Origin of the sequence: Streptomyces sp. NPDC048257 (assembly GCF_043201855.1) — a bacterium.
Taxonomy (GTDB): Bacteria; Actinomycetota; Actinomycetes; order Streptomycetales; family Streptomycetaceae; genus Streptomyces.
Map to the genome: position 1 here is coordinate 496,131 of NZ_JBICZI010000002.1, position 21,689 is coordinate 517,819.

A 21,689-nucleotide genomic window follows, 5' to 3' on the forward strand; every position below is an offset into this window, starting at 1 on the left:
CCGCATCCCACCGATGCGGCTAGCCTGAAATCGGCACACCCGTACGAATGGAGGACTCCATGATCGTCCTCGGTGTCATTCTGCTCGTCATCGGATTCCTGGTAGGGATCAACATCCTGTGGACCATCGGGATCATCCTCGTCGTGATCGGCGTGATCCTGTGGATCCTGGGATCGGTCGGACGCGAGGTCGGCGGACGCCGTCATTACTGGTAGCGGGCGTACAGCCGCAGGGCCGTCGCCGTGACGCGCGCCGACTGGCTTCTGAACCCCGGTGAACGTGGCAACCCCGCGACGCGCCTGGACCGGCGCCACCCGGACGGCGAGGCCTGGTCGCGGGGGAACCACGTACGGCCGCTGGTCCACGGCGCCGTGTACTTCGCGGAGCTCCTGGAGGCCGTCCGGGCGCTGAACCGGGGCGATCTGCTCCTGTTCACCGACTGGCGCGGCGATCCCGACGAACGGCTCGCCGGGCCCGGAACCGAGATCGGCGCCGTCCTGTCCGGGGCGGCCGAGCGCGGGGTCGTCGTCAAGGGACTGCTGTGGCGCTCCCATCTGGACAGCCTTCACTTCAGTGAAGAGGAGAACCGTCACCTGGGCGAGGAGATCGGGCGGGGCGGCGGTGAGTGCCTGCTCGACATGCGGGTGCGGCCCGGCGGCTCCCACCACCAGAAACTGGTGGTGCTGCGCCACCGCGACCGCCCCGAACTGGACGTCGCCTACGTCGGCGGGATCGACCTCTGCCACAACCGCAACGACGACGCCGAGCACCGCGGCGACCGCCAGTCGATGCCGCTGGCCCCCGCCTACGGGCCCCATCCGCCCTGGCACGACGTCCAGCTCGCCCTGCGCGGGCCGGTCGTCGGCGATGTCGAGGCCGTCTTCCGCGAACGGTGGGAGGACCCGGCGCCGCTCAGCCGCAGCCCCCTCATCCGGGTGCGGGAACGGATGCACAGCGAGGACATCAGCGCGGACCGGCTGCAGCCGCAGAGGCCCGATCCGGCGCCCTGCGGCACCCACACCGTCCAGCTGCTGCGGACCTATCCGAACCGTTTGCTCGGCGGCTACCCCTTCGCCCCGGACGGCGAGCGGAGCATCGCGCGGGGGTACACCAAGGCGCTGCGCCGGGCGAGGGCGCTGATCTACCTGGAGGACCAGTACCTGTGGTCCCCGCGGGTGGTGGCCTGCTTCGCCCGCGCGCTGCGCAGGCACCCCCGGCTGAGGGTGATCGGGGTGGTCCCCACGGTGCCGGAGGAGGCCGGCCGGCTCACGCGGCCGATGAACCTGATCGGGCGGATCAAGGCCCTGGACGAGCTGCGCCGGGCCGGCGGCGACCGGGTCGCCGTGTACGGCCTGGAGAACCGGTCCGCAACCCCGGTCTACGTCCACGCCAAGGTCTGCGTGATCGACGACATATGGGCCTCCGTCGGCTCCGACAACATCAACCTCCGCTCGTGGACGCACGACTCCGAGCTCAGCTGCGTCGTGTACGACGAGCGGACGGACCCGCGGCGGCCGGCCGACCCGGGAGGTCTCGGGGACGGCGCGCGTGCCTTCGCCCGGGAGCTGCGCCTGGAGCTCATGGGTGAGCACACCGACGCCGGGGCGACGGATGCGCTGTGCGACCCGGTGTCCGCATTCGACGCCTTCGTGGAGAGCGCCGCGGCGCTGGACGCCTGGCACGGGGGCGGCTGCCGCGGGCCGCGGCCGCCGGGCCGGCTGCGCCGGTACGTCCCCCCGGACCTGGCCGTGACGCAGAGGATGCTCGCGGTCCCTCTGCACCGTCTGCTGGTCGACCCGGACGGCCGTCCGCTGGGGATGAGGCTCCGCCGTACCTTCTGAGGCACGTTACGGCGGCAAACCATTGGCAATCCGTACAAATTAAGGTCACATAGTGCCCGTTCCCGACACGGTGGGTACCCCTTAAGTGACCAAAATGGCGGCGGGTTAGCATATGAGCACCGCCTAGCTCGAAAGATAATCCTGTGACTGTCAATGAGGACTCGTTCACCAGCTGGAAGAACCGCGAGGAGATCGCGGAGTCGATGATCCCGATCATCGGGAAGCTGCACCGGGAGCGGGACGTCACGATCCTGCTCCACAGCCGTTCCCTGGTGAACAAGTCGGTGGTCAGCATCCTCAAGACCCACCGATTCGCCCGGCAGATCGACGGTGAGGAGCTCTCGGTCACCGAGACGCTGCCGTTCCTGCAGGTTCTGACCACGCTCGATCTCGGCCCGTCCCAGATCGACATCGGCATGCTCGCCGCGGAGTACAAGAGCGACGACCGCGGCCTGTCGGTGGCCGAGTTCACCGCCGAGTCCGTCTCCGGTGCCACCGGCGCGAACAAGATCGAGCGCGGCGAGGGCCGCGACGTCGTCCTGTACGGCTTCGGCCGCATCGGCCGCCTCGTCGCCCGCCTGCTGATCGAGAAGGCCGGCTCCGGCAACGGCCTGCGCCTGCGCGCCATCGTCGTCCGTCAGGGCGGCGACCAGGACATCGTCAAGCGCGCCTCGCTGCTGCGCCGCGACTCGATCCACGGCCAGTTCCAGGGCACGATCACCGTCGACGAGGCGAACAGCACGATCATCGCCAACGGCAACGCCATCAAGGTGATCTACGCGAACGACCCGTCCGAGGTGGACTACACCGAGCACGGCATCAAGGACGCCATCCTCATCGACAACACGGGCAAGTGGCGCGACCGCGAAGGCCTGTCGAAGCACCTGCGCCCCGGCATCGACAAGGTCGTCCTGACCGCCCCGGGCAAGGGCGACGTCCCGAACATCGTCCACGGCGTCAACCACGACACCATCAAGCCGGACGAGCAGATCCTGTCCTGCGCCTCCTGCACCACCAACGCGATCGTCCCGCCGCTGAAGGCCATGGACGACGAGTACGGTGTCCTGCGCGGTCACGTGGAGACCGTCCACTCGTTCACGAACGACCAGAACCTGCTGGACAACTACCACAAGGCCGACCGTCGTGGCCGCTCCGCGCCGCTCAACATGGTCATCACCGAGACCGGTGCCGCGTCCGCCGTCGCCAAGGCGCTGCCCGACCTGAAGGCGCCGATCACCGGCAGCTCGATCCGCGTCCCCGTCCCGGACGTCTCGATCGCCATCCTGAGCCTGCGCCTGGGCCGTGAGACCACCCGCGAAGAGGTCCTCGACTACCTTCGCGACGTCTCGCTGCACTCGCCGCTCAAGCGCCAGATCGACTTCACCACCGCCCCCGACGCGGTCTCCATGGACTTCGTCGGTTCGCGCCACGCCTCGATCGTCGATGCGGGCGCCACCAAGGTGGACGGCGACAACGCGATCCTCTACCTCTGGTACGACAACGAGTTCGGCTACTCCTGCCAGGTCATCCGTGTGGTCCAGCACGTGTCCGGCGTCGAGTACCCGACCTACCCGGTGCCGGCGGTCTGATCCGACGGACCGTCACATCGGTCGACCGGCTGCTTCGACAGGCGGGGCGGCGGTGGGCGGGCAACCCGATGCCGAAGGGCACCCGGTCGCCCCGCCCGCCGTCCCCCGCCTGTCGTGCGTCCGGCCCGCGTCCGCGGAGGGCCGGAGGTGGCGGGCCAGGGCGATCACGGCCAGCAGGGCCACGAGCGCGCACACGCCCTCCCAGCCGGCCCGGCCGTAGATCCGTACGCCGAGCCAGGACCCGGCACTGCCGCCCAGGTACGCGCAGGTCATGTAGGCGGTGTTGAGCCGGCTCCGGGCACCGGGGCGCACGGAGTACACCCGGGCCTGGTTGGCGACCATGCCGGATTGCATCGCGACGTCGAGCAGCAGCGTGCCGCCCGCCAGCGCGGCCAGACCCGCCGCCCCGCCCCGGGCGCCCGCCGCCAGGACCGCGGCCGACACGAGGACCCCGATCAGGCAGACGAGGTTCACCCGGTCCGCTCCCTTGCGGTCCACCAGACGCCCGGCGTACGGGGTGCACAGCATCGTCACCGCGCCCACCAGGGCGAGCATCCCCACCGCGTGGGCGCCCAGGCCGTAGGACGGGCCGGTGAGCAGCAGCGCCAGGCAGGTCCAGACCGCCGAGAACCCGCCGAACACCGTCGCCTGGTAGAGGCAGGAGCGGCGCAGTTCCGGTTCGGTGCGCAGCAGGCGCAGCGGCGCGGCCAGCAGCGCCGGGTACGGCTGCCGCGAGGTCGGGGTGGTGACCGGCAGGGTGCGGGCCAGGACGGCCGCGAGGGACAGGGCGACGGCCCCGGCCACCAGATAGGGGGCGCGCCACCCCAGCCATTCGCCGAGCGTCCCGCCGAAGGTGCGGGCCAGCAGCATGCCGCCGGTCGAACCGCTCAGCAGGGTGCCCAGCACGGCGCCCCGGCGCTCGGCGGCCACCAGCCCGGCCGCCAGCGGACCGATGACCTGCGCGGCCACCGTGGTCACGCCCACGACGGCCGCCGCGGCGAGCAGCGGTGCCAGCGCCGGGGCACAGCCCGCGGCCAGCAGGCCGAGACCGGTGAGGGCCAGCAGGGTGACGAGGAACGGGCGGTGCGGGAGGCGGTCGCCGAGGGGCACCAGCAGGAAGATCCCGGCCGTGTAGCCGATCTGGATCGCGGTCACCACGAGCGCGGCGGAGCCGGGCGACGCGTGCAGGGACGCGACGACCAGCGGGCTGATCGCCTGCGGGAAGTAGACGGTTCCCACGCCGACGGCGCAGGTCAGGGTGAGGAGCAGCAGCAACCGGCGGCTCATCCCGGACCGGGGGTGAACGGTGGCTGCCGCGCGGGGACTTGTCATGAGGGGAGTTCACGCCACGTACGCCCCCACGCCAATCGATGTAGCGTATGCCTCAATGATCAGCTTCGAACTCGGCGTCGAGGACCTCGCCGACACCCGCTTCGCGTTGTCGCCCCTGTACGAGACCGTGCTCAGCCTGCGCGTGCTGCGCGAGCCGGGGCTCTCCGCCCTCCACCTCCCCTGGCGCAGGTCGGTCCTCGGCACACTCGACGGGCTCGACACCGAACTGCTGATGTCCGTGGTCGCGGTACGGCGCACCCTGCCCGACTTCCTGACCCCGAGGCCCGCGAGCTTCGCCCCCTCCTTCGAGGAGGAACTGGCCGCCGTCCGCCGGACACCTCCCGACCTGGTCCGCCGCGATCTGCTGGCCGCGCACGCCCCTGACCCGCTCCCCGCCCCGCTGCTCGCCGCCGCCGCCCCCGGTGACGGGCCCGTCGTCGCACTCCGCGACGCCCTCTGCGCGCTCCTGCACCGGTACTGGGAGGCCGCCGTCCGGCCGATGTGGCCGCGGATGCGCCTCCTGCTGGAGGCCGACATGACCTACCGGGCGCGGCAACTGGCCATGGGCGGAGCCCGCCTGCTCTTCGCCGACATGCACCCGAACCTGCGCTGGCAGGGCGGCGTGCTGCACATCGGACAGATGATCAGCCGGCACCACGTGGTGGCGTCCGGCCGCGGGCTGCTCCTCGTACCCTCGGTGTTCGCGCACAAGCCGGCACCGCCGGTCAGTCCGCAGGAGGCACCGACGCTGGCGTACCCGAGCCGCGGTGTGGCGACCCTGTGGGTGCGCGAGCCCGTCGCCGACACGGCCGCCCTGGTGTCCCTGCTGGGCGCGCCCAAGGCGAGGCTGCTCGGCCTGCTCGACGAACCGCTGCCCACGGTCGAGCTCGCCCGGCGCCTCCGGGTCACCGCGAGCGCCGTCTCCCAGCACCTGGGCGTGCTGTACGCCACCGGCCTCGTCTCCCGGGCGCGCGACGGACGGCACGTCCTCTACCGCCGCAGCCCCCTCGGGGACCGGCTGAGCGGCGCGGGGAAGCCGGTGTGAGCCGTGGCGACCGCCCTGCGCGTCCCAGGGGAAGCGGGCTCATGCCCGCGCCCGCGCCGGACGGCGCAGGAGGTAGCCGGCCGCGGCTGCCACCAGGACGGCCATGCACACGATGAACACCAGCCCGGCACCCTCCAGACCGATGGGTCCCACCAGCAGCCCCACCCCGATCACCGGCACCGAGATGCCCGTGTACGCCACCACGAACAGCATCGAGATCACCGCCGCGCGCCGGTCCGCCGGAGAGGCCGCGGCCACCGCGGACAGCGCCCCGCGGAACGCCAGCCCCTGCCCGGCCCCGCCCACCAGCGCGCTCGCCACCACCAGCGCCAGCAGGTCCCACCACAGCGCGCCCGCGAGCAGCGCCAGCCCGGCGAGCAGCCCCGCGCAGCCCAGCGGCAGCGATCGGCTCACCCCGACCCGGCCGACCGCCAGTTGCCCGGCGGTCGAGGCGAAGAAGGCCAGCGCGACGACCGCCCCGCTCACGGCGTGGTTGTGGACGTCCAGGGACTGCGCCAGGAAGGCGGGGCTGACCGAGGTGAACACCCCGAACAGCGCGAAGCCCACGAACGAGGCGATCGCGGCGGGTGCGAACACCGACCGCACCTGGGGTGGCAGGGCGGGCCGCTGCGGTCGTACGGTGCTCAGCGGCTTCCGGTCCCGTACGGTCTCGGGCAGCCGCAGCAGGACCACGGCGGAGGCGGCCACCAGCGCGAGGTGCACGGCGAACGGCAGGTACAGCGGCCAGGCGGCGTACTGCGCGAGCACCCCGGCGAGCAGCGGGCCGCAGCCCAGCCCGCCCATGTTGGCGGCCGTCGCCACGAAAGTGGCCCGGGATTCGCCGCCGCTCGGCGCCAGTTCCATCACGTAGGCCGTGGCGGCCCCGGTGAACAGCCCGGCGGACAGCCCCGACATCAGCCGGCCCGCGTACAGCCAGCCCAGTCCGGTGGCGCACAGGAAGCAGACGGCGCTGGCCGCCGAGAAGGCCAGGCCCACCAGCAGCACCGGCCGTCTGCCCACGGCGTCCGAGGCGTTGCCCGCCAGCAGCAGCACGCCGATCACCCCGAAGGCGTACACGGCGTAGACGACGGTCACCACCAGCTCGGAGAACCCGAATTTCTCCTGGTAGAGCCCGTAGAGGGGAGTCGGCAGCGTGGTGCCCGCCATGCACACGGCGAACACCATCCCGCTGAGCAAGCACTGGCGCCACCGTCCGCGATCACCGTCCATGCCGTCGACGCTAACCCCGCCGCCGCGGCCCGGCACGGCGGCGGCCCCGGGCCCGCCGGTCAGGGGCGGCCGGCGTGGAGTTCCAGCGGCCCGGCACCCGTGGCGCGGGCGGTGAGGCAGGCGGTGATCTGGCGCCGCAGGGAGGGTTTGACCAGGCCGGGGAGCTCCGCCGGGGTGACGGTGCGCCACTGGAGCAGCTCGGTCGGGTCCAGCCGGATCCGGGCGAGGACGGGGGCGGCGAGGACGCCGCCGTCGTAGAGGAAGCGGATGCGGGCCGGACGGCCGGGCTTGTGGGCCCAGTTCACGGCGAGCAGCCGGCCCGGGGCGAGGTCGAGGCCGAGTTCCTCGTGGACCTCCCGCCGGGCGGCGGCGCGCGGGATCTCGCCGAGGTCGCTGTCGATGCCGCCGCCGGGCAGGTTCCAGCGGTCGGACCTGCCGTACGCGGGCTGGACCAGCAGGATCCGGCCGTCGGCGGCGGTGAACAGCACGCTCGCCGCGGTCACGGCCTTGGGGCGGCTGGCCCGGTGGCTGGCGGGGTCGAGGGCGCCCGAGTGTTCCAGCGCGAGGCGCCGGGCCGGGTCCAGACCGGCCGGGGAGCCCGGCTGGGGCACACCGTCGACGAGGTGGGCGAAGGAGCCGGTGTGCAGGGCGGCGAGGGCGGCGCGCAGCCGGGGTGCGACCGGGGCGGGCAGGGCCGCGCAGGCCTCGTCCGGCCGGAGCCAGCGCGCCCCGGAGACCGCATTGTCGGGGAAGTCGATCGCCGCGGCGTCCTGCGGCGGGAGCGGGCCGACGTGGTGGACGTGCACGATCAGGGCGCGACCGGGCGGGCCGGGCCGCCCGGCCGGCCGGGAGTCCACCGCCAGCAGCCGGCCCACCGGCGGGGCGAGGTTCAGCTGCTCCCTCAGCGCGCGGGCCAGCCCCTCACCAGGGGTCTCGGTCGCCCCGACCGGGCCGCCCGGAAGCTCCGGATCCGCCCGGTCCGAGGGGGTCAGGACGAGGACCCGCCCGCGCGTGTCGAGCACGACCCCGGTGGCGGTCACGAGCGGGGAGGGACGGTCGGGCACGGGCGGGCTCCTGGAGGTCGGGTCGTCGGCACGAGCACTATGCCGGGCCGCGGGGGACGGTCCGGCGCGGACATGCGGGACTCAGGCGCGGGCCAGCAGCAGGCCGCCCATGGTGACCATGGTCGCAGCGACCAGCCCGTCCATGACGCGCCAGGCGGCGGGGCGGGCCAGGAGGCCGCTGAGCAGCCGGGCTCCGTAGCCCAGACCGGCGAACCAGGTCAGGCTGGCCAGCCCGGCCCCGATGCCGAAGGCCCAGCGCAGGTCGCCGCGGTCGGCGGCGAGGGAGCCGAGCAGCAGCACCGTGTCCAGGTAGACGTGCGGGTTGAGCCAGGTCATCGCCAGGCAGGTCAGCACGGCCCGGCGGGCGGACCCGGTCGTCGCCCCCTCCGTGGTGAGGGCGGCGCCCGCGGCCGGCCGCAGCACCCGGCGGGCGGCGAGGACTCCGTAGCAGATCAGGAACCCGCCCCCGGCGAGCCCGACCACGGTCAGGGCGGCGGGCCAGGCGGTGACGAAGGCGCCGACGCCCGCGACGCCGAGGGCGATGAGGAGCGCGTCGGAGACGGCGCAGATGGCGACCACGGCGAGGACCGCGTGACGGCGCGCTCCCTGGCGCAGGACGAAGGCGTTCTGCGCCCCGATGGCGACGATGAGGGAGAGTCCGGTGCCGAAGCCGGCGAGGGCCGCGGTGACGATGCCGTAGTTCATGCTCCGACCGTAGGCAGCGAGATCGGTTCAGTACAGCTAAAGATTTTTACGTACCATTAGCGCTCGTGATGGACGAGCTTCCGCTGGACCAGGTACGCACGCTGCTCGCCGTAGTGGACGAGGGCACCTTCGACGCGGCGGCGGCCGCCCTGCACGTGACCCCCTCCGCGGTCAGCCAACGGGTCAAGGCGCTGGAGCAGCGCACGGGGCGGGTGCTGCTGATGCGGACGAAGCCGGTACGGCCGACCGAATCGGGTGAGGTGGTGGTCCGCTTCGCCCGGCAGCTGGCCCGGCTCGAGCGCGATGCGCGCGCCGAGCTGGGGATGGCCGAGGGGATCGGCCCGGTGCGGCTGCCGATCGCGGTGAACGCGGACTCCCTCGCCACCTGGTTCCTGCCGGCGCTGACGCGCGTGCCGCAGGATCCGCCGATCTGCATCGAGCTCCACCGCGAGGACGAGTCGCACACGACGGCGCTGCTGCGGGAGGGGCAGGTGATGGCGGCGGTGACCTCCTCGCCCGACCCGGTGGCCGGGTGCAGCGTACGGATGCTGGGCCTGGCCCGGTACCTGCCCACGGCGAGTCCCGCGTTCGCGGCCCGCTACCTGACGGGGGAGCCGGCGCGGGACCTGCGGTCGGCGCCGACGATCGTGTTCGACCGGAAGGACGACCTCCAGGACGCCTACGTACGTGCGCTGACGGGGGAGCGGAGCGCCGGGGCGGGGCCCGTACGGCACTACATCCCGACGTCGGAGGGATTCCGTGACGCGGTGGTCGCGGGGCTGGGGTGGGGGCTGGTGCCGGAGCAGCAGTCGCGCCCGCTGGTGCGGACGGGGGAGCTGGTGCTGCTGGAGCCGCTGAGACCGCTGGACGTGCCCCTGTACTGGCAGCAGTGGAAGCTGGACTCGCCCGCCCTGTCCATGGTCGCGGAAGTGATCGCGGCGGCCGCCCGGGAGTCGCTCCGGACCCGGCCCGGCCCACGGGGCACCCCCGAGGCCCGGCAAGATCCGCAAGAGACGGCCTAAGCTGCGGACCATGGAGTCCTACACCATCGGCCAGGCGGCGCGGCTGCTCGGCGTCAGCGTCGACACGGCCCGGCGCTGGGCCGATGCCGAACGGTTCCCCACCCACCGGGAGGGCACGCGGCGGATGGTGGACGGCCCCGACCTGGCGGCGTTCTGCGTCGAGGCCGCGCAGGAGGGCGCCGAGGGCGAGGAGGCCGCGCACACCTCGGCCCGCAACGCCTTCCCCGGCATCGTCACCGGGGTGAAGCTGGGCACGGTCGACGCACAGGTGGAGATCCAGGCCGGGCCGCACCGCATCGTGTCGCTGCTGACCCGGGAGGCGGTGGAGGAGCTGGGGCTGGAGGTCGGCGCGCGGGCCACGGCGCGGGTGAAGTCGACCAGCGTCTTCATCGACCGGGTCTGAGGCGCGCTCCGGCGTCCCCCGGTCCGGTCGGAGACCGTGCAGGCCGGTGGCGGTGAGCCCGGGCGGAGGCGGTCGGGCGGCGATGGCAGACTGGCCGCTGATCCGCCGAAGGGGAGTACGCCGTGTCCATGTTCAGCAATCTGCGCCGGGTCGTGCGGCGCAGCTACCGGCGGGCCGTCGACCTCAGCCACCCGGCCCGCTCCCCGCTCGGCAGTGCGGTCGTCAACTGCGTGGTCTACCGCGAGGGCGTACGGCAGGACGACTGCGCCGAGGTCGAGGAGGCGCTGCGCCGGGTCCGCAAGACGGGTGACGGCTTCGTCTGGATCGGCCTGCACGAGCCGGCGAGGTCGGAGCTGGCCGGGCTGGCCGAGCTGTTCGGTCTGCACCCCCTTGCCGTCGAGGACGCCGTGAACGCGCACCAGCGTCCCAAGGTGGAGCGTTACGACGACACGCTGTTCTCGGTCTTCAAGACCGTGCGCTACGTGGAGCACGAGGAGTTGACCGCGACCAGCGAGGTGGTGGAGACCGGCGAACTGATGGCCTTCACCGGCCAGGACTTCATCATCACCATCCGGCACGGCGGCCGCGGCACGCTCGGCCCGGTCCGCGAGGAGCTGGAGGCCGCCCCGGACCAACTGGCGAACGGCCCGGCGGCCGTTCTGCACGCCATGGCCGACCATGTGGTCGACGACTACGTGGCCGTCACGGACGCGGTGCAGAACGACATCGACGCCGTCGAGACCGCGGTGTTCAGCGAGGACGGCGGCCGCGGCGACGCCGGGCGGATCTACCAGCTCAAGCGCGAACTCCTCGAGCTCCGGCGGGCGGTGGCTCCGCTGGGCCGCCCGCTCCAGCAGCTGGCCACGCAGCCGATACCGGTCATCCCGCCGGAGATCCGCGCGTACTTCAGGAACGTGGCCGACCATCTGACCCGGGCCACGGAGCAGATCAGCGCCTACGACAACCTCCTCGACTCCATCCTGCAGGCCCACCTGGCGCAGGTGACCGTCGCCCAGAACGAGGACATGCGCAAGATCACGGCATGGGCGGCGATCGTCGCCGTCCCGACCATGGTCTGCGGGGTGTACGGCATGAACTTCGACCACATGCCCGAACTGCACTGGACCTACGGCTACCCGCTGGTCGTCGGCGTGATGGCGCTCGCCTGCTTCGTCATCCACCGCGGCTTCCGCCGCAACGGCTGGCTCTGACCGGACGCGACCCTTCCCTTGGGTGCGCACGGGGTCTTGAGCTGCCGTCAGATCTGGTAGTAAAGTTTCCTAACGAAGCCGGGACGCCTCAACCACCCCATGGAGGCCTTGTGTTCACCCCCCACCGCAAGATGCTGGCGATCGGAGCGCTGCTCGGCAGTGCGCTGCTCGCCGTCCCCGTCGCCGCCCATGCCACCGCAGCCCCCGCCCCCACGGCGGAGACCGTGGCGGCGGCGGCCGCGGGGCTCGACGATCCGGCGAAGAAGGAGATCGCCATGAAGATCGTCTCCAGCGCGGAGAACTCCTCGCTGGACTGGAAGGCGCAGTACAAGTACATAGAGGACATAGACGACGGCCGGGGCTACACGGCCGGCATCATCGGATTCTGCTCCGGCACCGGCGACATGCTCGACCTGGTCGAGTACTACACCCAGGTCAAGCCGGGCAACGTCCTCGCCAAGTACCTCCCCGCACTGCGCAAGGTCGACGGCAGCGACTCGCACGCCGGCCTCGATCCGAACTTCACCGGGGACTGGGCGAAGGCGGCCCAGGACGCCGAGTTCAGGAAGGCCCAGGACCGGGAGCGCGACCGGGTCTACTTCAACCCGTCGGTGAACCAGGGCAAGGCCGACGGGGTCGGCGTGCTGGGCCAGTTCATCTACTACGACGCCATCGTCATGCACGGCGACGGCAGCGACTCCACGAGCTTCCGCACCATCCGCAAGCGCGCCCTGTCCAAGGCCAAGCCCCCGTCCCAGGGCGGCAACGAGACCGCCTACCTCAACGCCTTCCTCGACGCCCGGGTCTGGGCGATGAAGCAGGAGGAGGCGCACAGTGACACCAGCCGGGTCGACACCGCACAGCGGGTCTTCCTCAAGAAGGGCAATCTGAACCTCGAAACGCCCCTCGACTGGAAGGTCTACGGGGACTCGTTCCACATCGGCTGACGCGTCGGGCCGCCGCGGCCGGGGGCTGGATCCCCCCTTCTGTCCCCGGTCGCGGAGGCCCAGGCTGCAGTGAGGTAACGATCTGTGAGTCGATCGGGCCACCTCCCGCAGGGCAGGCCCACGAACACCCCGGACATTGAGGGCTTTTCGTCGCCCGAACGCGGTCGCGCGCCCCAAAGCAGGACTTCCGTCTCTCCTGAACACGGCCCATTTCGTCACGCCTTGTGGTCAAAGGCGATCCGCGGGTTCCAAGTGATGAGAGGTACCGGCATGTTTGGCCGGAGAAGCGAAGGAAAGTTCCCATTCTGGTGGCTTGTGAACTGGCTTGACCGCGCCGTAAAGGGGGCATAAGTTCTGCCCCGGCTTGCTCCAGCAGGACGGGCCGAACCAACCGTCCTCTGGGGGGACCCTCATGAACCACTACACCGATGTCCTGAAGAAGTACGCCGTGTTCTCCGGCCGCGCGCGCCGCCAGGAGTACTGGATGTTCACCCTCTTCCAGGTGGCCATCGTCATCGTCCTGGCGATCCTGGACGCCGTCATCGGCGCCAACTCGATCATCGTGGGCCTGTACCTCCTCGGCACCCTGGTTCCGACCCTGGCGGTCACCGTCCGTCGTCTGCACGACCTCGGCAAGTCCGGCGCCTGGTACTTCATCGCCTTCGTTCCGTTCATCGGTGGCATCTGGCTGCTCGTCCTGACCGCCACCGCCGGTCAGCCGCAGCCGAACCAGTACGGCCCGGACCCCAAGGTCCTCGCCGCCTGATGCGACGTACGGGCCTGATCCAGGCCCGAACGCCTGAGCGCCGCCCCGGCCGGGAACAGCCGGGGGCGGCGCTTTCGCCATTTCCGGGGCCCGCCGGGGCCCGCGTGACATGCGTCTCCCGGACTGGCGGCCGGGGGCTGTCCAGACCGGCCCGATCACGAGATATCTTGATGTCGAGCAATGTTGCAGACGAGAGACGCAGACTGTGGAGCGGAGCATCCGGTGACTGACTCGACCATCATCTACACGCACACTGACGAGGCCCCGGCCCTCGCGACGTATTCCTTCCTGCCTGTGATCCAGGCATACGCGTCGACGGCCGGTGTGAATGTCGAGACCCGTGACATCTCCCTGGCCGGTCGGATCATCGCCGTCTTCCCGGAGTACCTCCAGGAGAGCCAGCGGATCGCCGACGCCCTCGCCGAGCTCGGCGAACTGGCGAAGACCCCGGAAGCCAACATCATCAAGCTTCCGAACATCTCGGCCTCGATCCCGCAGCTCAAGGCCGCGGTGGCCGAGCTCCAGGGCCAGGGCTACGCCCTCCCGGACTACCCGGACGACCCGAAGACCGACGAGGAGCGCGACATCCGCGCCCGCTACGACAAGGTCAAGGGCAGCGCCGTCAACCCGGTCCTGCGCGAGGGCAACTCCGACCGCCGCGCCCCCGCCTCGGTCAAGAACTACGCCAAGACGCACCCGCACCGCATGGGCGCCTGGGTCCCCGAGTCGAAGACGAACGTCGCCACCATGGGCGCGAACGACTTCCGCTCCACCGAGAAGTCCACCGTCATCGCCGAGCCCGGCACCCTGCGCATCGAGCACGTCGCCGCCGACGGTGCCACCACCGTGCTGCGCGAGTCCGTACCGGTCCTCGCGGGTGAGGTCGTGGACGCGTCCGTCCTGCACGTCGACGCGCTGCGCACCTTCCTCAACGACCAGATCGAGCGTGCCAAGGCCGAGGGCGTGCTGTTCTCCGTGCACCTCAAGGCCACGATGATGAAGGTCTCCGACCCGATCATCTTCGGCCACGTGGTCCGCGCCTTCCTCCCCAAGACCTTCGCCCGCTACGGCGCGACCCTGGCCGCCGCCGGCCTGTCGCCCAACGACGGTCTCGGCGCGATCCTGAACGGCCTGGGCGCACTGCCCGACGGCGACGCGATCAAGGCTTCCGTCGACGCCGAGATCGCCGAGGGCCCGGCCCTCGCGATGGTCGACTCCGACAAGGGCATCACCAACCTGCACGTGCCGTCCGACGTCATCGTCGACGCCTCGATGCCGGCCATGATCCGCACCTCCGGCCACATGTGGGGCCCGGACGGCGCCGAGGCCGACACCCTCGCCGTGCTCCCGGACAGCAGCTACGCCGGCGTCTACCAGGTCGTCGTCGACGACTGCCGCGCCCACGGCGCCTTCGACCCGTCCACCATGGGCTCGGTCCCGAACGTCGGTCTCATGGCGCAGAAGGCCGAGGAGTACGGCAGCCACGACAAGACCTTCGAGATCGCCACCGCGGGCACCGTCCGCCTGGTCGACGCCGCGGGCACCACGGTCCTGGAGCAGGAGGTCGCCGCCGGTGACATCTTCCGCGCCTGCCAGACCAAGGACCTGCCGATCCAGGACTGGGTCAAGCTCGCCGTCACCCGCGCCCGCGCCACCGGCGTCCCGGCCGTCTTCTGGCTGGACGAGAACCGCGCGCACGACGCTCAGCTGATCGCCAAGGTCAAGACGTACCTCGCCGAGCACGACACCGAGGGCCTGACCATCAAGATCCTCTCCCCGGTCGAGGCCACCGCCTACTCCCTGGAGCGCATCCGCCGCGGCGAGGACACCATCTCGGTGACCGGCAACGTGCTGCGTGACTACCTGACCGACCTCTTCCCCATCCTGGAGCTGGGCACCAGCGCCAAGATGCTGTCGGTCGTGCCGCTGATGAACGGCGGCGGCCTCTTCGAGACGGGCGCCGGCGGCTCCGCCCCGAAGCACGTCCAGCAGCTGGTCAAGGAGAACTACCTGCGCTGGGACAGCCTGGGCGAGTTCTTCGCTCTGGCGGCCAGCTTCGAGCACCTCGCGACCACCACCGGCAACGCCCGCGCCCAGGTGCTGGCCGACACGCTGGACCGCGCGACCGGCACCTTCCTCAACGAGGACAAGTCGCCGAGCCGCAAGCTGGGTGGCATCGACAACCGCGGCAGCCACTTCTACCTCGCCCTGTACTGGGCGCAGGAGCTGTCGCGCCAGATCGACGACCCGAAGCTGGCGGCGGCCTTCGAGCCGGTCGCCAAGACCCTCGGCGAGTCCGAGGAGTCCATCGTCCGCGAGCTCATCGCGGTCCAGGGCTCCCCGGCCGAGATCGGCGGCTACTACCAGCCCGACGCCACGAAGGCGGAGGCGATCATGCGCCCGTCCGCGACCCTGAACAAGGCCCTCGCGCTGCTCGGCTGATCCCCCCCCCGCACCATCGCCACCGCCCCGACCGGGAAACCCCGGCCGGGGCGGTGGCGCGTCGCGTCCGGCCAGGAGGGAGAAGACGGTAGGTTGTGGCGGCTCCATGGCGGCGGTGTGCCGCGCAGGCAACGGGACCGGGAGTGCGGCTCCTTGGGGAGTCAGAGCCGGTGGATCCGTTCCTGCTCGAAGGCCAGCGGGGACCGTCCGGCGGCGAGGATCCGCAGCCCCGGGGCCACGGGCAGCAGGTTCCGCAGCCAGGCCAGGGCGTCCGGGCCGAGCTGCTCCGCGCCGTCCAGTACGAGCAGCATGTCGCGTTCGGCCAGCCACGAGGCCGTGTTCGCCGTCCCGCAGGCCGGCGCGGGCATGCCGGGTACGCCGCCCAGCTCGGCCGCCAGCTCGCGGACGCCGTAGCCGCCGTGGTGCGGATCCATGGCCACGACGGCCACCCCGTCGTAGAAGTTGGACGCGATCCGCCGCGCGATCTCCCGCACCAGCCGGCTCCGCGGCTCGCGGAACGCGCCGGCCACGGTCAGGACGCGCCCCCGACGGACGGCGGTGAGCAGCCGGGACATCTCGGCGGACGTCGCCGGCAGTGTCCCGGGCGACCCTGTTTCCCTCATCGGCACGATGCCCCCCATTGCATGCGTGACCAAGTGCGGCAAGAGAGGGTTTTTTCGAGCCGCGTGACGATGATTATGCGCCACTTGCGCCGTAAGGCTAGGGGAATGTCGCATTCCGAAGAACGGGTTCGCTGCGGCCCAGGTGGCGACTTCGTGCGAGCCGCCGGACGGCCGGCGTAGTTCCCGTCGGCCGTGTGACGTACGTACCGGAACCCCGGCTCCTGGGAACGGTTGTCCGGAAGCCGGTATTGGGCTCTACTGCTGTGCAGCCCCCACTCGGGGCGTATTCGCGGGAGGGGCCAGAATGACAGCGGACCGGGGAACGGACCGGCGAGCAGCGCACCGTGCGGCGCGGCGGGCACAGCGCGGGGGCCCGGCCGCCCGGCCCGTGTCGCACCGGCGCCGCCCGGCCTTCCGGGGCCGCAGGCCGCTGCTCGCCCTGCTACTGTCCGGCTTCTTCCTGGTCGGTGTCTGCGCGGCCACCGGAATCGCCTGGGACCCCCTCGACGGGCGCTCCGCACAAGGGGCTTCGGCCCCCGGTGGTCTCCTCCCGCCCGCCACCGGACCGACCGGCACCGCCGACGGGGCCGCCCCGTCCCCCGTCGAGCCGCCGGCGCCCACCAAGGGGGCGGCCGCCAAGGGCAACCCCAAGGGCACGGTGGACACCGGAGCCGAACGCCCCACCGGCGCGCTGCCCTTCGAGATGCCCCAGCCGGCCGCCCTGCGCTCCGGCGAAGCGGGCAGGAAGCTGGTCTTCGCCCACTACTTCACCCCGTACCCGCTCTCCCTCGACAACGCGGCCGCGGACCGGGACTACTACACCCGCAACTACCTCGACCCCGACGGGGAGAGCGGCAAGCACGGGAAGTACGGCGGCCTGCTGCGCGACCGGCCGCTGCCCGTGACCCCGAAGAGCGGCGACTGGGAGTACGCCAACCTCCAGCAGGAGGTGCGCACGGCCCGCGCCGCCGGCATCGACGGCTTCACCCTCGACCTTCTCTCCCTCTCCGGCAAGAACTGGGACCGCTCCAACCTGCTGATGGCCGCGGCGCGTTCGGTGGACCCGAGCTTCAAGATCATGCTGATGCCGGACATGACCTCCCTGAAGACCGACGACCCCGCGGTGCTCGCCGAAGCGATCGCCACGCTCGCCGACGCCTCCGCCGCGCACCGGCTCCCCGACGGCCGGCTCGTGGTCTCCCCCTTCAAGGCGGAGGAGAAGAGCGTCGCCTGGTGGACCGAGGTCATCGCCCTCCTCAAGTCCCGGCACGGCATCCGCACCGCGTTCGTCCCGCTCTTCCTCGACTTCGGCGCCCACAGCGGCGAGTTCGCCCCGATCAGCCACGGGTTCTCCGAGTGGGGCAGCCGCAGCTACGTCGGCCAGGAGAGCTCCACGCGCGACGTCCAGCGAGCCCACGGCATGGGCAAGATCTGGATGCAGCCCGTGTCGGTCCAGGACGCGCGCCCCAACCAGGGCATCTACGACGAGGCGGGCAACACCGCGACCCTGCGCTCCACGTGGACGCACGCGATCGAGGACGGCGCCGACTGGGTGCAGCTCACCACGTGGAACGACTACTCGGAGGGCAGCCAGTTCGCACCCTCCCTGCACAACGGCTACGCCTACCTGGACCTGACCTCGTACTACCTGACCAAGTTCAAGACGGGCAGCTGGCCGAAGATCGTCCGCGACACCCTCTACCTCTCCGCGCGCACGCAGTTCGCCCACGCCGACCCGACGGGTGACCAGTCGCTGGTGATGTCGCTCCGCAAGGGCAGCGCCCCACCCCGGGACACGGTGGAGGTGCTGAGCTTCCTCACCGGACCCGGAGCCGTCCGCACGAGCGTCGGAACGGCCGAGAGCAGCCACCAGGCCCCCGCCGGGATCCACTCACAGCTGCTGCCGCTGAAGGCGGGCACCAGCTCGGCGCAGGTCGTCCGGGACGGCAGGGCCGGGGTGCGGGTCGACCTGCCGTACCGGGTGGACCACAAGGTGGAGGTGCAGGACCTCCAGTACTACGCGGCGACCAGCGGCCGGGAATCCTAGGCGGATGGCGGGTCAGCCGGCCGGAGGGGTGAATTCCGGCTGGTCGAGCAAGCGCAGCCAGCTGCCGTCGGACTGGCGCCGGACGACCTGCGCGCGAGCGCCGGAACCGTCCTTCGGCGGTGTCGAGGTGAGCGCGATGTCCCCGCTGACCAGCGTCGGCAGCGGCTCCTCCGGCTCGAAGACCGGGCGGTGGGCCAGCACCTGCTCCCACAGGGCCTGGATCGCCTTGCGGCCCACGGTCCGCTCCCCGGCCGGGTACGCCAGCACCGCGTCCTCCTCGTAGAGCGCGGCGACGCCCGCCGCGTCCCCGGCGTTGGAACGCTCGACGAACAGGCGGGTGATGTCCTCGGGCCGCATCGCCTTCTCGTACACGACTTCCTCCACGGGTCGTTTCCTGCGCTGTGCTTCGTACCTCCAGGCTGGTCCCCCGGCGACCAGAAGTCCAACAGATGGATCTTCTGGCAACTAGAATCACCGGTCATGGAACTGAGGCAGCTCGCCTACTTCGTCGCCGTCGCCGAGGAGCAGAACTTCACCCGGGCGGCCGAGCGGGTGCACATCAGCCAGTCCGGGGTCAGCGCCCAGATCCGGCAGCTGGAACGGGAGCTCGGCGCCGAGCTGTTCGACCGCTCGGCCCGCACCGCCACCCTCACCGCCGCCGGAGCGGCCGCGCTCGCACCCGCCCGCGCCGCGCTCGCCGCCGCCGAGGCGGTCGGCCAGGCGGTGGGGGACGTGGCCGGCGTGGTCCGGGGGCGGGTCACGGTCGGCATGGTCGTCGGCTGCACCGTCACCCCGCTCTTCGACGCACTCGCCGCCTTCCACCGGGCCCATCCCGGCGTGGAGATCGCCCTGCTGGAGGACAACTCCGAGCGGCTCGTCCAGGAGGTCCGCGCCGGCACGGTCGACGTGGCCCTCATCGGCACCGCCACCTCCGCCCCCGACGGGCTGGAGGCCCTCACGATCGTCAGCGAGCGGCTCGTCGTCGCCGTCCCGCCCGGCCACCCCCTGGCCCACCGGCGCCGCGTCACCCTGCGCGACCTCGGCGGCCATCCCGTCATCTGCATGCCCCCCGGCACCGGCCTGCGCACGGTCTTCGACCGGGCCTGCGCCGCACAGCGCGTCCGGCCCACCATCACCCTGCAGGCCGGGGCCGCGGACGCCATGGCCGACCTCGCCGCGCGCGGGCTGGGCGTCGCCGTCCTCAGCGCGTCCATGGCCGAGAACTACCGCGACCGGCTCACCGCCCGCGTCATCGACGACGTCGACATCCCCGCCCTGCTCTGCCTGGTCTGGCGCGGCACGCACGGTCCCGCCGTGCGCGAGCTGCTCGCGTACGGGCGCCGGGCCTTCGGCGGCGGTCTACCGGCAACCGTGGCGGCGGGAGATGATCCGGACGACAGCCCCACCGCATCCCCGGAGGAGCAGTGACCGAGCCGACACGTCCCGCCGATGCCGAGTCTCCCGCCGGTGCCGAAGCCGAGTCTCCCGCCGGTGCCCACCGCCCGGCCGGGTCCGCGGCCGCTCCCGACGCCGGGTCCGCCGCCGAGTTCCCCGGCGGGCCCGCCCTGTTCTGCCTGGACCCCCGCGTCGCCCACCTGAACCACGGCTCCTTCGGCGCGGTCCCCGTCCCCGTCCAGGAGGCCCAGGCCGCACTCCGCGCCCAGGCCCACGCCGACCCCGACGCCTTCTTCATCGCCGTCGCGGACCGCCTCGCCGAGGCCCGTACCCGGATCGCCGCCCACCTCGGCGCCGACCCCGACGGCATCGCCTTCATCGCCAACGCCACCGAGGGCGCCAACCTCTCCCTGGACGCCGTCCCGCTCGCCGACGGCGACGAGATCCTGGTCACCGACCACGGCTACGGCACCGTCGTCGCGGCGGCCGCCCGCCGCGCCCCGGTCACCACCGTCTCCCTGGACCCCCGGCTGCCCGACGAGGACGCCGTACGGGAGACCGTGCTGGCCGCGCTGACACCCCGTACGCGAGTGGCCGTACTCGACCACGTCAGCTCGCCCACCGCCCGCATCATCGCCTCGCCCCGGCTCCTCGCCGACCTGCGCGCACGCGGGGTCACCACCGTCGTCGACGGCGCCCACGCCCCGGGCATGCTCGCCGATCCCCTCGCAGGTGGCGCCGACTTCTGGTTCGGCAACCTCCACAAGTGGGGCTACGCGCCCTCCGGCAGCGCCGTCCTGGCCGTCGCCCCGCAGCACCGCCGCCGGATCCGGGCCCTCGTACCGTCCTGGGAGGACCAGCACGGATTCCCGCGTTCCGTCGAGAACCGCGCCACCGCCGACTACACCGGCTGGCTCGCCGCCCCCGACGGGCTGGACCTCCTCGAACGCCTCGACGCGGCCAAGGTCCGGGCCCACAACAGCGCGCTGGCCGCCCACGGCGCGGCCCTCCTCGCCGAGCTCCCCGGGCTCACCCCGCTCCCGCACGGCGACGGCCTCGCCATGCGCACCCTGCGGCTGCCGCCCGGCGTCGCCGACACCCCGGACCGGGCCCGCGAGCTGCGCGAGCGGATCGCGGCCGAGCAGGGCGTCCGGGTGCTGATCTGGCCCTGGCCGGGCGGCGGCGGCATCCGCGTCTGCGGCCAGATCTACAACCGCCCCGAGGAGTACGAACGCCTCGCCGCCGTCCTCCCGTCCTACCTCAGCCGCGCCTGAGCAGGTACGTGTCCATGATCCAGCCCTTGCGGGCGCGGGCCTCGGTGCGCAGCTCCTCGATCCGCCCGGCGACCTCCGCGAGCTTGCCCGAGACCAGGATCTCGTCCGGGGTGCCCACGTAGGCCCCCCAGTAGATGAAGAGGTCCTGGTCCAGGTGGGCGGTGAAGGCGTGTCGCGCGTCCAGCATCACCACCACGTCGTCCACGTCGTCCGGCCAGCCTGCGGCCAGCCGGCGGCCCGTGGTGATCTGGACCGGACGTCCGACCCGGTTCAGATTGGTCCGGTGCCGTGCCAGCAGCGCCGAGATGCTGCTGATACCGGGCACGACCTCGTGCTCGAAGGCCACCCGGCCGTGCTCCAGCACCTCGTCGAGGATCGCGAGCGTGGAGTCGTAGAGGGAGGGGTCGCCCCAGACCAGGAACGCCCCGGTCTCGCCGTCCGCCAGATCCTCCGCGATGAAGCGCTCGAAGAGCTCGGCCCGCGCACTGCGCCAGCCGTCCACCGTCGGGGTGTAGTCGGCGGGCGTCCGGTCCCGGTCCGGGTCGCGGCCCTCCACCAGCCGGTGGCCGGGGCGGGCGTGCGCGTCGAGCATCGCCCGCCGCAGCCCGGTCAGATCCGCCTTCTCCTCACCCTTCTCCAGAATGAGGAATGCGTCCGCCGCGCCGATCGCCCTGACCGCCTGGAGGGTCAGATGGTCCGGGTCGCCCGCGCCTATGCCGATCACTGAGAACTTCTTCACCGGGCTATTGTGCC

The 21,689-nt window shown here is 72.1% G+C and carries 20 protein-coding genes; 13 read left to right on the forward strand and 7 right to left on the reverse strand.

The features are described from left to right. The first annotated feature begins 59 nt into the window (after positions 1-59). From ACGFZK_RS06280 to ACGFZK_RS06290, 3 genes are all read left to right on the forward strand, one after another. Positions 60-215, forward strand: coding sequence for a DUF6131 family protein (locus tag ACGFZK_RS06280; protein WP_393847658.1), 156 nt, complete (start codon positions 60-62; stop codon positions 213-215). A gap of 27 nt (positions 216-242) precedes the next feature. Beyond that, complete coding sequence (locus tag ACGFZK_RS06285) at positions 243-1,841, forward strand: phospholipase D family protein (protein WP_393847659.1); 1,599 nt, start codon at positions 243-245, stop codon at positions 1,839-1,841. Positions 1,842-1,984: 143 nt separating this feature from the next. Further along, positions 1,985-3,430, forward strand: a complete 1,446-nt coding sequence (locus tag ACGFZK_RS06290; protein WP_393847660.1) for a glyceraldehyde-3-phosphate dehydrogenase — start codon at positions 1,985-1,987, stop codon at positions 3,428-3,430. A gap of 12 nt (positions 3,431-3,442) precedes the next feature. On the opposite strand, the gene ACGFZK_RS06295 is transcribed toward ACGFZK_RS06290, so the two are convergent. Then, on the reverse strand, positions 3,443-4,717 hold the full coding sequence (locus ACGFZK_RS06295; protein WP_393847876.1) for an MFS transporter: 1,275 nt from the start codon (positions 4,715-4,717) through the stop codon (positions 3,443-3,445). 100 nt (positions 4,718-4,817) lie between these two features. Here ACGFZK_RS06295 and ACGFZK_RS06300 point away from each other — a divergent pair, with 100 nt between their 5' ends. Then, the gene (locus ACGFZK_RS06300; protein WP_393847661.1) at positions 4,818-5,807 is read left to right on the forward strand and encodes an ArsR/SmtB family transcription factor; all 990 of its coding nucleotides are present in this window, start codon (positions 4,818-4,820) and stop codon (positions 5,805-5,807) included. A gap of 39 nt (positions 5,808-5,846) precedes the next feature. On the opposite strand, the gene ACGFZK_RS06305 is transcribed toward ACGFZK_RS06300, so the two are convergent. The 3 genes from ACGFZK_RS06305 to ACGFZK_RS06315 all read right to left on the reverse strand — a co-directional run bounded on the left by ACGFZK_RS06305 (position 5,847) and on the right by ACGFZK_RS06315 (position 8,806). Continuing rightward, entirely contained in the window at positions 5,847-7,037 is a 1,191-nt protein-coding gene (locus ACGFZK_RS06305) for an MFS transporter (RefSeq protein ID WP_393847662.1), read from the reverse strand. Positions 7,038-7,096: 59 nt separating this feature from the next. Continuing rightward, complete coding sequence (locus ACGFZK_RS06310) at positions 7,097-8,101, reverse strand: NUDIX domain-containing protein (RefSeq protein ID WP_393847663.1); 1,005 nt, start codon at positions 8,099-8,101, stop codon at positions 7,097-7,099. 81 nt (positions 8,102-8,182) lie between these two features. Continuing rightward, positions 8,183-8,806 (reverse strand): LysE/ArgO family amino acid transporter, encoded by a 624-nt coding sequence (locus ACGFZK_RS06315; protein ID WP_393847664.1) that lies wholly within the window; start codon positions 8,804-8,806, stop codon positions 8,183-8,185. A gap of 68 nt (positions 8,807-8,874) precedes the next feature. On the opposite strand from ACGFZK_RS06315, the gene ACGFZK_RS06320 reads away from it, so the two are divergent. The 6 genes from ACGFZK_RS06320 (at position 8,875) to ACGFZK_RS06345 (ending at position 15,597) form a co-directional block, all read left to right on the forward strand. Next, on the forward strand, positions 8,875-9,828 hold the full coding sequence (locus ACGFZK_RS06320) for a LysR family transcriptional regulator ArgP (protein WP_393847877.1): 954 nt from the start codon (positions 8,875-8,877) through the stop codon (positions 9,826-9,828). A 10-nt stretch (positions 9,829-9,838) separates the two neighbouring features. Further along, positions 9,839-10,231, forward strand: coding sequence for a molybdopterin-binding protein (locus ACGFZK_RS06325; protein WP_393847665.1), 393 nt, complete (start codon positions 9,839-9,841; stop codon positions 10,229-10,231). A gap of 128 nt (positions 10,232-10,359) precedes the next feature. Beyond that, positions 10,360-11,442, forward strand: a complete 1,083-nt coding sequence (corA, locus tag ACGFZK_RS06330) for a magnesium/cobalt transporter CorA (protein ID WP_393847666.1) — start codon at positions 10,360-10,362, stop codon at positions 11,440-11,442. Between the two features lie 131 nt (positions 11,443-11,573). Next, entirely contained in the window at positions 11,574-12,389 is an 816-nt protein-coding gene (locus ACGFZK_RS06335; protein ID WP_393847878.1) for a chitosanase, read from the forward strand. Between the two features lie 412 nt (positions 12,390-12,801). Next, positions 12,802-13,155, forward strand: coding sequence for a DUF805 domain-containing protein (locus tag ACGFZK_RS06340; protein ID WP_393847667.1), 354 nt, complete (start codon positions 12,802-12,804; stop codon positions 13,153-13,155). 222 nt (positions 13,156-13,377) lie between these two features. Beyond that, positions 13,378-15,597, forward strand: coding sequence for an NADP-dependent isocitrate dehydrogenase (locus tag ACGFZK_RS06345; protein ID WP_393847668.1), 2,220 nt, complete (start codon positions 13,378-13,380; stop codon positions 15,595-15,597). Positions 15,598-15,758: 161 nt separating this feature from the next. Here the strand turns inward: ACGFZK_RS06345 and ACGFZK_RS06350 are convergent, their stop codons facing one another. Further along, complete coding sequence (locus tag ACGFZK_RS06350) at positions 15,759-16,220, reverse strand: hypothetical protein (protein ID WP_393847669.1); 462 nt, start codon at positions 16,218-16,220, stop codon at positions 15,759-15,761. Between the two features lie 304 nt (positions 16,221-16,524). On the opposite strand from ACGFZK_RS06350, the gene ACGFZK_RS06355 reads away from it, so the two are divergent. Further along, the gene (locus tag ACGFZK_RS06355) at positions 16,525-18,267 is read left to right on the forward strand and encodes an endo-1,3-alpha-glucanase family glycosylhydrolase (RefSeq protein ID WP_393847670.1); all 1,743 of its coding nucleotides are present in this window, start codon (positions 16,525-16,527) and stop codon (positions 18,265-18,267) included. A gap of 12 nt (positions 18,268-18,279) precedes the next feature. On the opposite strand, the gene ACGFZK_RS06360 is transcribed toward ACGFZK_RS06355, so the two are convergent. Then, positions 18,280-18,624, reverse strand: coding sequence for a YybH family protein (locus tag ACGFZK_RS06360; protein ID WP_393847879.1), 345 nt, complete (start codon positions 18,622-18,624; stop codon positions 18,280-18,282). A 123-nt stretch (positions 18,625-18,747) separates the two neighbouring features. Between ACGFZK_RS06360 and ACGFZK_RS06365 the strand changes: the two genes are divergently transcribed. Next, complete coding sequence (locus ACGFZK_RS06365) at positions 18,748-19,695, forward strand: LysR family transcriptional regulator (RefSeq protein ID WP_393847671.1); 948 nt, start codon at positions 18,748-18,750, stop codon at positions 19,693-19,695. Beyond that, a complete protein-coding gene (locus ACGFZK_RS06370) occupies positions 19,692-20,936 on the forward strand; it encodes an aminotransferase class V-fold PLP-dependent enzyme (protein WP_393847672.1) in 1,245 nt (414 codons plus the stop codon). The genes ACGFZK_RS06365 and ACGFZK_RS06370 overlap by 4 nt, the downstream gene beginning before the upstream one ends. Here ACGFZK_RS06370 and cobF read toward each other — a convergent pair. Beyond that, the gene (gene cobF / locus ACGFZK_RS06375; RefSeq protein WP_327738601.1) at positions 20,923-21,675 is read right to left on the reverse strand and encodes a precorrin-6A synthase (deacetylating); all 753 of its coding nucleotides are present in this window, start codon (positions 21,673-21,675) and stop codon (positions 20,923-20,925) included. The genes ACGFZK_RS06370 and cobF overlap by 14 nt on opposite strands. Between the last annotated feature and the right edge of the window lie 14 nt (positions 21,676-21,689).